This window comes from Variovorax sp. J31P207 (genome assembly GCF_030316965.1).
Classification (GTDB): Bacteria; Pseudomonadota; Gammaproteobacteria; order Burkholderiales; family Burkholderiaceae_C; genus Variovorax; species Variovorax ginsengisoli_B.
Genome location: NZ_JASZYN010000014.1, coordinates 118,383 through 129,696, shown reverse-complemented (window position 1 = coordinate 129,696; position 11,314 = coordinate 118,383). Strand labels below are relative to the sequence as shown.

At 70.6% G+C, this 11,314-nt stretch carries 11 protein-coding genes; 6 read left to right on the top strand and 5 right to left on the bottom strand.

The genetic code is table 11. From position 1 onward, the window contains the following. Nucleotides 1-8 precede the first annotated feature (8 nt). Nucleotides 9-938: a LysR substrate-binding domain-containing protein gene (locus QTI68_RS32880; protein ID WP_286527736.1), complete on the top strand. Its 930-nt coding sequence runs from the start codon at nucleotides 9-11 to the stop codon at nucleotides 936-938. 36 nt (nucleotides 939-974) lie between these two features. Here QTI68_RS32880 and QTI68_RS32875 read toward each other — a convergent pair whose 3' ends face one another. Further along, on the bottom strand, nucleotides 975-2,309 hold the full coding sequence (locus QTI68_RS32875) for a threonine/serine exporter family protein (RefSeq protein ID WP_286527734.1): 1,335 nt from the start codon (nucleotides 2,307-2,309) through the stop codon (nucleotides 975-977). 169 nt (nucleotides 2,310-2,478) lie between these two features. On the opposite strand from QTI68_RS32875, the gene QTI68_RS32870 reads away from it, so the two are divergent. Further along, nucleotides 2,479-3,576, top strand: a complete 1,098-nt coding sequence (locus QTI68_RS32870) for a BMP family ABC transporter substrate-binding protein (RefSeq protein WP_286527733.1) — start codon at nucleotides 2,479-2,481, stop codon at nucleotides 3,574-3,576. A gap of 27 nt (nucleotides 3,577-3,603) precedes the next feature. Here the strand turns inward: QTI68_RS32870 and QTI68_RS32865 are convergent, their stop codons facing one another. Continuing rightward, a complete protein-coding gene (locus QTI68_RS32865) occupies nucleotides 3,604-4,266 on the bottom strand; it encodes an acyltransferase (protein ID WP_286527732.1) in 663 nt (220 codons plus the stop codon). Continuing rightward, nucleotides 4,263-5,408: a glycosyltransferase family 4 protein gene (locus QTI68_RS32860; protein WP_286527729.1), complete on the bottom strand. Its 1,146-nt coding sequence runs from the start codon at nucleotides 5,406-5,408 to the stop codon at nucleotides 4,263-4,265. The genes QTI68_RS32865 and QTI68_RS32860 overlap by 4 nt, the downstream gene beginning before the upstream one ends. A gap of 133 nt (nucleotides 5,409-5,541) precedes the next feature. Between QTI68_RS32860 and guaD the strand changes: the two genes are divergently transcribed. The 4 genes from guaD to ypfJ all read left to right on the top strand — a co-directional run bounded on the left by guaD (nucleotide 5,542) and on the right by ypfJ (nucleotide 8,788). Then, nucleotides 5,542-6,825 (top strand): guanine deaminase, encoded by a 1,284-nt coding sequence (gene guaD / locus QTI68_RS32855; RefSeq protein ID WP_286527727.1) that lies wholly within the window; start codon nucleotides 5,542-5,544, stop codon nucleotides 6,823-6,825. A 44-nt stretch (nucleotides 6,826-6,869) separates the two neighbouring features. Further along, nucleotides 6,870-7,436 carry a dCTP deaminase gene (gene dcd, locus QTI68_RS32850; RefSeq protein ID WP_286371529.1) on the top strand — a complete coding sequence of 189 codons (567 nt, stop codon included), beginning with the start codon at nucleotides 6,870-6,872 and terminating at the stop codon, nucleotides 7,434-7,436. Between the two features lie 183 nt (nucleotides 7,437-7,619). Then, nucleotides 7,620-7,859, top strand: a complete 240-nt coding sequence (locus QTI68_RS32845; RefSeq protein WP_286527725.1) for a hypothetical protein — start codon at nucleotides 7,620-7,622, stop codon at nucleotides 7,857-7,859. 50 nt (nucleotides 7,860-7,909) lie between these two features. Beyond that, on the top strand, nucleotides 7,910-8,788 hold the full coding sequence (gene ypfJ, locus QTI68_RS32840; RefSeq protein WP_286527721.1) for a KPN_02809 family neutral zinc metallopeptidase: 879 nt from the start codon (nucleotides 7,910-7,912) through the stop codon (nucleotides 8,786-8,788). A 264-nt stretch (nucleotides 8,789-9,052) separates the two neighbouring features. Here the strand turns inward: ypfJ and mnmC are convergent, their stop codons facing one another. Beyond that, nucleotides 9,053-10,924, bottom strand: a complete 1,872-nt coding sequence (mnmC, locus tag QTI68_RS32835) for a bifunctional tRNA (5-methylaminomethyl-2-thiouridine)(34)-methyltransferase MnmC2/FAD-dependent 5-carboxymethylaminomethyl-2-thiouridine(34) oxidoreductase MnmC1 (protein ID WP_286527719.1) — start codon at nucleotides 10,922-10,924, stop codon at nucleotides 9,053-9,055. A 17-nt stretch (nucleotides 10,925-10,941) separates the two neighbouring features. Next, nucleotides 10,942-11,214, bottom strand: a complete 273-nt coding sequence (locus tag QTI68_RS32830; protein WP_286509104.1) for an oxidative damage protection protein — start codon at nucleotides 11,212-11,214, stop codon at nucleotides 10,942-10,944. Between the last annotated feature and the right edge of the window lie 100 nt (nucleotides 11,215-11,314).

The window sequence follows — 11,314 nt, the reverse complement described above, 5'->3', positions numbered from 1 at the left end:
GATTGACCATGACCCACGTGTTGTTCGACCTCGACGTCCTTCGCAGCTTCTCGACCGGCGTGGCCCTCGGCAGCTACGCCCGGGCGGCCGACAAGCTCGGCCGCTCGACCTCGGCGGTGAGTGCCCAGCTCAAGAAGCTCGAAAGCCAGGCCGGCACGCCGCTGCTGCGCAAGGCCGGCCGCGGCCTCGAGCTGACCGACGCCGGCCAGACCCTGCTGGCCTATGCCCATCGCCTGCTCGAGATCAACGACGAGGCCGCGGCCGCGATGCGGGGCGCCGACCTCGAAGGCTGGGTCCGGCTCGGCCTGCAGGAAGACCTGGGCGAAAGCCTGCTGCCCGGCGTGCTCGGCCGTTTCGCGCGGGCGCATCCCAGGGTTCGCGTCGAGGCCTGCGTGGCGCGCAGCGCCGAACTGCGCGAGCGCCTGGCGCTGGGCCAGCTCGACCTGGCCCTGACCTGGGAAGTCGCGGGCAGCGCACCGCTGGACCATGCCGAGCACCTGATCCGCCTGCCGATCCAGTGGATCGCACCGGCTGCCCCCGCGGCACTGGACACCACGTGGTGGACCGAGCTGCAGCGCGCCGGCCCGCGCAAGTCGCGCGAGCCGCTGCCGCTGGTGATGGTCGACGCGCCATGCCCACTGCGCGAGATCGTCACCACGGTGCTTGACCGCGCGGGCATTCCCTGGCGCCATGTCTTCACCAGTGCCAGCCTGGCCGCGCTGTGGGCCGCGACCTCGGCCGGGCTCGGCCTGTCGGCACGCCCCGCCTTCGGGCTGCCGCCGCACGTGCGCGTGCTCGACCGCACCGGCACCGGCCTGCCGGCGCTGCCGCAGATCGCGCTCTCGATGGCCCGCGCGCAGGCCGAGCCCGAAGCGCCGGTGGCCCGGCTGGCCGACCTGATGCGCGAGGCGGTGCGCGAGAACGTCGGCGTGCATTGACGAGCGACGACCAGGACCTGATCTGAGGGCGACGACTCAGCGCCGCAGCCGCAGGTAGCGCAGCATCGCGTCCGCCATGGTGCCGGCGCGCTGCAGCACCGGGTCGAAGAGCGCGTTGTAGACCCCGGTGCCGATCACCGAGCCGAGCGCGATCGCGACGATCGAAAGCAGCGTGGTGACGAAGTTCTCCACGCCCGCGAGCCGGTCGTTGCCGACCAGCTCGGCCATGCCGATGAGGCCCAGCGAGCCGGGCACCAGCAGCCACAGCGCCGGCGTGAAGGTCACCATCGACGGCGGCCCGCCCAGGCGGTACTGGACCAGGTAGGAGGCCGGCGTGATCAGCAGCGCGGCGAACAGCCCGCTCATGTAGCCGCCGAACACGGCGTTGCCGGCCAGCTGGCCGGCCTGGGCCACGCACAGCAGCGCCAGCAGCCAGGGCAGGGTGCGCAGCCGGGCCGAATAGTGCAGCGTGTGGCCGACACCGAACAGCAGCACGCCCAGCCACGGCGCCCAGGCCCGCACGGCGGTGTCGGGCACCGGCGCGAGCAGGGTGTCCGGCGGCAGGCCGACGATCGATGCCGCCGCCAGCATCCCCAGCACCAGGAACACCAGCTGCAGCAGGCCGGAGACGAAGCGGGTGCCGCCCGAGACGATGTCGCCGTAGGCCAGTTCGATGGTCGCGATGGCCAGGGTGCCGCCGGGCAGGAAGGTCACCAGCGAGGCCACCAGCACGTAGATCGGGCTGGCCGCGAAGCCGTGTTGCGCCGCCAGCAGCGCCAGCAGCGCCACCACGAAGGCGGCCACCGTGGGCAGCAGCGTGGTGATGACGCCACGGTCGCGCGCCAGCACCTTGAGCACCCCGACCACGCCGCCGAAGCAGGCGGCGGCCGTGACGACGTCGATCGAGGGGCGCAGCACCAGCGCGATGCCCACCGTCACCAGCACATGGCCGATCACGCCCCAGGCCAGGCCCAGGCGCGGCCGCATCGAGAGGATGTCGTTGATGCGCCGGAGCCCGTCGGCGGGATCGATCGCTGCCTGCTCGGCATCCCGGGCCAGTTCGTAGGTGGCCTCGATCTGGTCGAAGCGCAGCACCAGGCCCTGCTCGGCGGTGAATTCGATCTGCTGCGACTCCTCGTCGGTGAAGTTCACGAACACCACGGTGGGCAGCGCGAGGGCGTTGAAGTGCTCGACCTGGTAGGTCTGGGCCACGCGCCGCAGGCTGGTCTCGACCACGCCGGCGGCGGCCCCGGTGGCGAGCAGCAGGTGGCCCAGCCGCAGCAGGAAGCGCAGCAGCCGGCGGCGATCGCGCGCCTGGCGCTCGGCCTCGGCGCCCGGATCCGCGGCCGGCAGGCCTGCATCTAGCGCCATGCGAGGTGTTTCCGGCGGCTGGCGGATCGGGGTGATCGGTGCATGGGGGCCCATCCTTCGTGCCTGCATTCTGCCGTGCCGGGCCCGGCGCGGCGGCTCCGTTAAAATGGGCACCGGCGCCGCTGCCCCGCGGCGCCTTTTCCATTCCGGGGCCATGTAGAGGACTACCATGTATAAAAACCTCGCAGCCGCGCTCGCGGCCGCTTGTTTCTTTCTTCCAGCTTTTTCCCAACCCGCGCCGAAGGCCGATCCGCTGAAGATCGGCTTCGTCTATGTCGCCCCGGTCACCGATGCCGGCTGGGTGCGCCAGCACGAGAACGGACGCAAGACCGTCGAGGCCGCGCTGGCCGGCAAGGTCAAGACCAGCTACGTCGAGAACGTGGCCGAAGGCGCCGATGCCGAGCGCGTGATCCGCGACCTCGCGCAGCAGGGCAACAAGCTGATCTTCACGTCGAGCTTCGGCTACATGGAGCCGACGCTGAAGGTGGCGCGCGACTTTCCGGACGTGAAGTTCGAAGCGATCACCGGCTACAAGACGGCGCCCAACGTCGCGACCGCCAATGCGCGCTACTACGAGGGCCGCTACCTCGCCGGTGTCGCGGCCGGCCGCATGACGAAGACCAACGTCGCGGGCTACGTGGCGGGCTTCCCGATCCCCGAGGTGCTGCAGGGCATCAACGCCTTCACGCTGGGCATGCGTTCGGTCAACCCGCAGGCGCGGGTCAAGGTGGTGTGGCTGGACGTCTGGTTCGACCCGCCGAAGGAGCGCGAGGCGGCGATGGCCCTGTTCAACCAGGATGTCGACGTGATCGCCTTCCACACCGGCTCGACCGCCGTGATGGCCGCGGCGCAGGAGCGCGGCAAGCTGGCCGTCGCCTACCACTCCGACATGCGCAAGGTCGCGCCCGACGCCCAGGTCGTCGCGGTCACGCACCAGTGGGGCGACTACTACACGCAGCGCGCCCGTGCCGTGCTCGACGGCAGCTGGAAAAGCGGCAACGTCTGGGGTGGCGTCAAGGAAGGCATGATCCGCGTCGGCGATTTCGGTTCCAAGGTGCCGAAGGCCGTGCAGGACGAAGTCATGGCGCGCCAGCAGGATGTCGCCGCAGGCAAGCTGAAGCCCTTCCAGGCCGTGGCCGCCGATGTGCGCGACAACGAGGGCCGGGTCGTCATCGCCAAGGGGCAGGGCCTGGACGACGAGCAGATCCTCCACATGAACTGGCTGGTCGAGGGCGTGCAGGGGCGGGTCGCGCGCAAGGCGCCCTGAGAGGGCCGGCCAAGCGCCTCCGCGCCCTCAGTCCACGAAACCCTGGGCCCGGTGAAAGTACGCGGCCTCGGGGGCGATGCCCTTGACCCGCACCGCGGGCTGGCCCGCATAGACCGCGAACTCCTCGCCGTGGGCCTTGTTGAGCACCGAACCCGCGGCCAGCACCGAGCGATCGGGCAGCGCGGCGCCGCCGAGCACGATCACGCGCGTGCCGACCAGGCAGTAGGCGCCGATCCGGATCGGCTTGCAGTCCTGGCGGCCGTCCACCACGTGGATGCCGTGGGTGATGATCTGCGAGTGGTAGCCGGCGAGGGTCGTGAAGGCGCCGATCTCGACCTTGTCGGTGCAGTCGATGATGTGCTGCTTGGTGATCGCGGCGTGCGCGCCGAGCACCAGCGCCGGGTCGCGCCCGGCGCGGTGGCCGAAGTGCCCGCCACCGAGCCGATGGCCGGTGATCCAGTTGGAGCGCTCGATGATCGAATGGGCGCCGCATTCCATCCGCTCCAGGTGGATGGCGACGTTCAGGTGGCCGATGCGGGCACCTTCCTCCATCACCAGGTGGCCCGGAAAGACGTAGGACAGCCCGATCCGCGCACCGTCCGCGATCCGGTAGCCCCAGAAGCGGCGCAGCAGCCAGCGCTTGAGCGACCAGGGCAGGAAGACCACCGCCAGCGCCGCCAGCCGCTTCATCGCTTCGCCTCGTGCTTTTCGATCGCCATCCGGTAGACCGCCACATTGGCGGCGGCCATCTGGCGCGGCGTGTAGAGGGCGGCGTTGGCGAGCCCCTTCTGGCGCAGCTCGGCGAGGCGCGGCGTCGCCTGCTCGATCGCCTCGGCCATGGCCACCGGGTCGTCGGGGTCGACGTACACCGCGCCCTCGCCGCCGATTTCGTTCATCGGCGCGAGGTCGGACGTGAACACCGGGCAGCCGCAGGCCTGCGCTTCGATCACGGGCCAGCCGAAGCCTTCCTGCAGCGAGGGGAAGAGCAGGGCGGTGGCGCCCGCATAGGCGGCGCGGATCTCGGCGTGCGACAGACCCTGCAGCGTGGTGATCCGGTCGGCGACGCCGTGCCGTTGCGCCAGCTGCGCCAGCTCGGGACCGAGCTCCGGGCCGACGAACACCAGCCGCTGCACCAGGGCCGGCCGGGACGCCGCGGCGGCCCGCTCGTGCAGCGCGATGAAGGTCTCCAGCACCCGCCGGCGGTTCTTGCGCGGCAGGTCGAGGCCGACGTGGAGCAGGTAGGGCTCCTGCGGCCGCAGGCCCAGCCGCGCCAGCAGGGCCTGTGACTCGGCGGGCGGCAGCGGCGCGAATTCGTCGTTCAGGCCGTGCCGCGCCAGCATCACCTTGGACGCCTGCGCCACGTCGAGGGCCAGCAGGTCGCGCCGGGTCAGGTCCGAGGCGCAGGCGATCACGTCGGCGCGCGCCAGCCCCCGCACGATGAGGCGCTGGAACAGCCGGCCGCTGCGGCCCACGTCCCAGCCCGCGACCATGCCGCGCGCTGCCTGGATCGCGATCACGTCGTGGCAGGCGATGACATTGGGGCGGCTGTCGACCCAGGGGATGTACATCCCGTTGGAGTGGTCGGTGACATGCACCACGTCGGCCCAGCGCGCCTGCCGCACCAGCGAGGGGATGAACAGCACGAACTTGTCGATGTAGGCGAACCACTTGCGCCAGCGCGCCGAGGGCGCGAAGCGCAGCACCCGCTGCGACGGGGCCGTCACCCGCACCTCGCAGCCGAGGCCAGGCAGCTCGCGTTCCAGCACGCGCCGGAAGGCGAGCATGCTGTTCTGGCCATCGGGTTCGTAGTTTGCGACGAGAAGCACTTTCATGGGTGCCGGATTATGTTCGACCGTGCATGGCGGCCGGGCCGGCGGCCGGCGGGGCGGCGCCCCGTTCGTGACATATAGCCTTCATATGCGCATGCACATTGCATACCGCCGCGTCTGCCTTACCCTCCCTGCCATGCACGCCTACCGAGCCTCCCTCCTGCGATTCGACGCCGCCGGCCAACCGCTGTTCGACACCGACGGCCTGCTGGTGGTCGGCCCCGATGCCCAGGGCCGGCAGCGGGTGCAGGACGCCGGCGCCCATGCCGAGGTGGCGGCGCGCCACCCTGGCGTCGCGGTCACCCACTGGCCGGGACGCATCCTGGCGCCGGGCTTCGTCGACATGCACATCCACTTTCCGCAGACCGACATCATCGGGGCGCCGGCCGACGGCCTGCTGCCCTGGCTGGAGAACTACACCTTCCCGGCTGAAAGCCGCTTCGCCGACCCGGCCCACTCGGCCGAGGTGGCCGAGGTCTTCTTCGACGAACTGCTGCGCAACGGCGTCACCACCTCCCTGACCTTCGCGACCTCGCACCCGCAGTCGGTGCAGGCCTTCTTCGAGGCCGCCGAGCGGCGGCAGCTGCGCATGATCACCGGCAAGGTGCTGCAGGACCGTCATTCGCCCGATGGCGTGCGCGACCGCACCGAGCAGAGCCTGGTCGACACCGAGGCGCTGATCCGCCGCTGGCACAACCAGGGCCGCCTGGGCTACGCCATCACGCCGCGCTTCGCCCCTACCAGCACCGATGCGCAGCTGCGCGGCGCCGGCGAACTGGCGGCGAAGTACCCCGACACCTGGGTCCATTCGCACGTGGCCGAGAACAAGGACGAGGTCAAGTGGGCACGCGAACTGTTCCCGCAGGCCCGCTCCTACCTGGACGTCTACGCCGGCTTCGGCCTGATGCGCGAGCGCGCCGTGTACGCCCACTGCATCCATTTCGACGACGACGACCGCCGCCTGATGCGTGACACCGGCACCGCCTCGGCCGTCAGCCCGACCAGCAACCTGTTCCTCGGCAGCGGTTTCTTCGACTTCGAGGGCGCCGACCGCATCGGCTATCGCTACGGCCTGGCGAGCGACGTCGGCGGCGGCACCAGCTTCAGCCCCTTCGCGACCATGCTGGCGGCCTACTACGTGGGCCGCGAGGGACAGACCAAGCCCGGCGTGAGCATCGCGCCGTCGCAGCTGTGGTGGCGCCATACCGGCGGCGCGGCACGGGCGCTCGGTCTCGACGGCGTCATCGGCAACCTGCAGCCCGGGTGCGAAGCCGACTTCCTGGTGATCGACCCCAAGGCCACCCCCCTGCTGGCGCGCAAGACCGGGTTGGCGAACAACCTGGAGGAGCTGCTCTTTTCCCTGATCGTGCTCGGCGACGACCGCCTGATCGAGCGCACCGTGATCTCGCAAGCCGGGTAGCGCGTCGGGCTGCCTAGAATAGCGGCCCCAGGAAGGACCCCGACATGAGCATCAAGAGCGACAAGTGGATCCGGCGCATGGCCGAGAAGAACGGCATGATCGAGCCCTTCGAGCCGGGCCAGATCCGCGAGCAGGACGGCCACAAGATCATCAGCTACGGCACCTCGAGCTATGGCTACGACATCCGCTGCGCGCCCGAGTTCAAGGTCTTCACCAACATCCACAGCACCGTGGTCGACCCGAAGAACTTCGACGAGAAGAGCTTCGTCGACTTCCACGGCGACAGCTGCATCATCCCGCCCAACAGCTTCGCGCTGGCGCGCACGGTCGAATACTTCCGCATTCCGCGCAACGTGCTGACCATCTGCCTGGGCAAGAGCACCTACGCGCGCTGCGGGATCATCGTCAACGTCACGCCCTTCGAGCCCGAATGGGAAGGCTACGTGACGCTGGAGTTCAGCAACACCACCCCCCTGCCGGCCAAGATCTACGCCGGCGAAGGCTGCGCCCAGGTGCTGTTCTTCGAGAGCGACGAGGTCTGCGAAGTCAGCTACAAGGACCGCGGCGGCAAGTACCAGGGCCAGCGCGGCGTGACGCTGCCCAAGGCGTGAGGCCTGGCGGGACAGACCAAGAAAACTGCGCAGCAGTTTTTTGCTCTGTCTTCCACTGAATAGTCTGCTTCCGGCGCGGTCCTACAGCGTCTCGGGCGCTGTGGCGCCTGTGCCGGAGGGCCCGCCCCGGCATTCTCTCCTTCCATCCCACGCGGCGTCCGCGGGGTCACGAGGAACGAGAACATGCCGATTTTCCAGCGCCTTCGCGAGACCCATCCCTACCGCCTGCTGCTGATCGCGACCCTGGCCGCGGTCGTGCTGGTCCAGGTGGTCGCCATGGCCGTGGTCACGCAGTCGCAGGTGCGAAAGGCGGAAGCCCACTACGCCGCCTCAGCCGCGGCGGCCGCGGCCGCGCCGGCCGCACCGACCCGGCAGAAGCCATCCCGCGAGGTGATGAACGTCGGTTACGCGGCGGCTCGCTGAGCGCGTACCATCCTGCGACGGCCGTCCCGGGGACGGCAGAGGAGCGAGTCATGCGGTGGGAAGGCAACGAACAATCGGACAACGTCGAGGATCGACGCGACGGCGGCGGGGGCGGCGGCGGGTTTCCCATTGGCGGTCGCAGCATCGGCATCGGCACGGTGGCGGTGGCGCTGATCGCCGGCTGGATATTTGGCATCAACCCCCTGACCGTGCTGGGCCTGTTGAGCGGCGGCGAGCCGGCGCCACAGGTGCAGCAACAGGGTCCGGCCCACAAGCCGCCGCCCGATGACCGCGAGGCGGCCTTCGTCTCGACCGTGCTCAAGAACACCGAAGTGGTCTGGAGCGACATCTTCCGCCAGAACGGCGGTACCTATACGCCCTCGCGGCTGGTGCTGTTCCGCGGCGCCACGCCCACCGCCTGCGGCACCGGCCAGTCGGCGATGGGGCCCTTCTACTGCCCCGGCGACCAGAAGGTCTACATCGACCTGGGCTTCTTCGACACCCTCAAGAACCAGCTCGGCGCGCCCGGCGTTTTCGCGCAGGCCTACGTGATCGCGCACGAGATCGGCCACCACGTGCAGGACGTACTCGGCATCACGGCCAAGGTCGACCAGATGCGCGGCCGGGTCAGCCCGGCGCAGGCCAACGCCCTGAGCGTGCGGGTCGAGCTCCAGGCCGACTGCCTGGCGGGCGTCTGGGCCCACCATTCGCAGCAGTCCAAGCAGTGGCTGGACCCGGGCGACATCGAGGCGGCCATGAACGCGGCCCAGAAGATCGGCGACGACGCCCTGCAGCGCTCGGCCGGCCGCGCCGTGGTGCCCGACAGCTTCACCCACGGCACCAGCGCCCAGCGGCAGCGCTGGTTCGGCGCCGGTTTCAAGTCGGGGAACATGCAGGATTGCGACACTTTCGCAGCCAAATCGCTCTAGGGCCTGTTCACACTACTTCCGGGGATCGCGTTGCCGAGCCAAGGGGCTGGATGCAAGGCGCCCGTGCGCAGCAAGGCTTGCGCCTTGCAAGCGCGGGCAACGCCGCAGACGGCCCCTTGGCTCGGCAACCCGAAGGGAAGGTATGCCAGGGCGGGCCACTCTGCGTTGCGCTCCTTGCATGTGCCAACGCACATGCGGCGTCGCACGCCTTGATTGGCCCGCCCTGGCATACCTTCGCGACCCCGGAAGTAGTGTGAACAGGCCCTAGAAAGCCTGCCGGCCGCTCTCGCGCCAGGCGCGCTGCGTGCCCAGGGCGGCCGCGAGCTTGGCCGGCAGCGGCAGGGGCTCGCCATGCCACTGTGCGGCCAGCAGCTCGGCGCACAGCGCGGCGAAGCTGAGGCCGCGGGAGCCGAGCGCGGTGCAGAGCCAGACGCCGTCGGCCGGCCCGGGCCCGAGCGGGCCGACCAGCGGCCGGCGGTCCGCCGAGGCGCAGCGCACGCCGGTCCAGGTCCGGGTGGCGCCGGTCGCGAACTGCCCGTCGAGCCGGGCCGCGGCTGCGGGCAGCAGCCGGGCCAGCCGCTCGCGATTGAACGCGGTGTCGGCGCTGCGTGGCGCGGCATCGGTGCTGTCGCGGTCGAAAGTGGCGCCGACGAACCAGCCCGGACCCTCCGGGCCGGGCACGTCGGCGATCAGGTGGCCATCGCCGTTGACGGGCGCTTCGGGCAGGCCCAGGCCATCCGTCATGCGGCCCGATTCGACTTGGCCGCGCACGGGCTGCAGCGGATATTCGGGCGCCAGCGAGCGGCTTTCGAAACCGGCGGCGACGACCACCCGGTCGGCCTCGGCCAGCGATCGGCCTTCGGCGTCGCGCAGCACCCAGCGCGGCGCGCCGGTGCCGCCGGGTTCGATCCGCGCCACGCGGCAACCCATCCGCAGCGTTATCCCGGGCCGCGCCAGCCAGGCGTCGACCAGCCGCGCCGGCCGCACCCAGCCGGCGCGCGCATGCCAAAGGGCGGCCGAAGCGGCCGGCAGGCCGGCGGCCAGCAGCCGAGCCGGGTCCGCCCGCCAGCTTTCGTTGGGCCCCGCGGCCGACCAGCCGGGCGGCAGGCGATCGTCGCCGTCGGCGCGCCGCTCGAGCACGCCGCTGGCGCGCCAGTCCGAGCCCTCGACCAGCCATTGTTCGAGCTGCTGCCAGGTGGCGCGGATCCCGGCGCGGGTCAGGCGCGAGAGCAGGGCGTCGTCGGGAGAGACATGCGGCGCCAGCAGCCCGGCCGGCAGGCTGGAAGCCCCCGAAGCCGGCCGCTGGGCGGCATCGAGCACCTCGACCTGCCAGCCGCGGCGCGCCAGGCTGGCGGCGACCGCGGCGCCGGCCAGACCGGCGCCGACCACGGCACAGCGCCCGGCCGCGAGCGGCGCCGCCTCAGGGTCGCGCCGGCGCACTTCCCAGGCCGGTTCGAACACGCCCTGCAGGCAGTCGCGCTTGGGCGGCATGCCGGGCGCCTTGGTCAGCTGGAAGCCGCACTGGGCCAGCGCATCGCAAACCGCCCGCGCGATGGTCCAGGTTGCGACCCGGGTGCCGCGGCGGGCGAAGCGCGAGACCGCCTTGAGCGTGTCGGCCGACCACATGGCGGGGTTGCGCTTCGGGCTGAAGCCGTCGAGAAAGAGGCTGTCGGCCTCGAAGCGTTGTGCGCGCAGCATCGGCTGGATGTCGCCGATGCACAGCGTGAGCAGCACCTGGCCGGCGTCGAACCAGAGCCGGTGGAAGCCCGGCAGCAGGCCGTGCCACTGCGCCGCGAGTTGCGTCGCCAGCGGCAGCAGGTCGGGATAGGCCTGGGCCGCCCGCAGCAGGTCGTCGCGCGACACGGGAAAGGCCTCGATCGACACGAAATGCAGCAGCCGAGGCCGCTGCGGGTCGCGCCGCCAGGCCTGCCAGGTTGTCAGGAAATTGAGGCCGAAACCGAAGCCGGTTTCGAGAATCCGCCATTGCGGCGCTTCGGCCCATGCGGCGGGCAGCCCGCAGCCGCCGAGGAACACATGCCTGGCCTGCGCGGGCGCACCGCTTTCAGAGTGGTAGATGTCGTCGAAGCGCGCGCTGCGCGGAATGCCGTCCGCGCGCCAGTCGACGGGCTCGGCCAAGGCGGGGAGCCTTTCGCTCAGGCCGGTGGCGGCACGTAGCCCTGCGCCACGTCGGCGCCGTCGCCGAAGAAGTGCTTTTCCATCTGGCGGGCCAGGTATTGCCGGGCCCGGGCGTCGGCCAGGTTGAGCCGGTTCTCGTTGACCAGCATGGTCTGCTGCTTGAGCCAGGCGGCCCAGGCTTCCTTGCTGACGTTCTCCCACAGACGCTTGCCCAGTTCGCCGGGATAGGGCGGGAAATCGAGTCCTTCGGCTTCTTTGCCGAGCTTGATGCACTGAACCATGCGAGCCATTTGGATTCCTCTGGGGTGTCTTAGTTGTTTTAGCTATTTAGAACTGAGAACTCAGTCGTTCTCTATTCCATATGCCGTAATCAGAATACGTGGCTTCAGC

Excerpts from the sequence above, each read along its gene's own strand:
- QTI68_RS32865 (WP_286527732.1), bottom strand. The coding sequence starts at position 4,266 with ATGAAGCGGCTGGCGGCGCTGGCGGTGGTCTTCCTGCCCTGGTCGCTC.
- QTI68_RS32880 (WP_286527736.1), top strand. The coding sequence starts at position 9 with ATGACCCACGTGTTGTTCGACCTCGACGTCCTTCGCAGCTTCTCGACC.
- guaD (WP_286527727.1), top strand. The coding sequence starts at position 5,542 with ATGCACGCCTACCGAGCCTCCCTCCTGCGATTCGACGCCGCCGGCCAA.
- QTI68_RS32860 (WP_286527729.1), bottom strand. The coding sequence starts at position 5,408 with ATGAAAGTGCTTCTCGTCGCAAACTACGAACCCGATGGCCAGAACAGC.
- dcd (WP_286371529.1), top strand. The coding sequence starts at position 6,870 with ATGAGCATCAAGAGCGACAAGTGGATCCGGCGCATGGCCGAGAAGAAC.
- ypfJ (WP_286527721.1), top strand. The coding sequence starts at position 7,910 with ATGCGGTGGGAAGGCAACGAACAATCGGACAACGTCGAGGATCGACGC.
- QTI68_RS32870 (WP_286527733.1), top strand. The coding sequence starts at position 2,479 with ATGTATAAAAACCTCGCAGCCGCGCTCGCGGCCGCTTGTTTCTTTCTT.
- QTI68_RS32875 (WP_286527734.1), bottom strand. The coding sequence starts at position 2,309 with ATGGCGCTAGATGCAGGCCTGCCGGCCGCGGATCCGGGCGCCGAGGCC.
- QTI68_RS32830 (WP_286509104.1), bottom strand. The coding sequence starts at position 11,214 with ATGGCTCGCATGGTTCAGTGCATCAAGCTCGGCAAAGAAGCCGAAGGA.
- QTI68_RS32845 (WP_286527725.1), top strand. The coding sequence starts at position 7,620 with ATGCCGATTTTCCAGCGCCTTCGCGAGACCCATCCCTACCGCCTGCTG.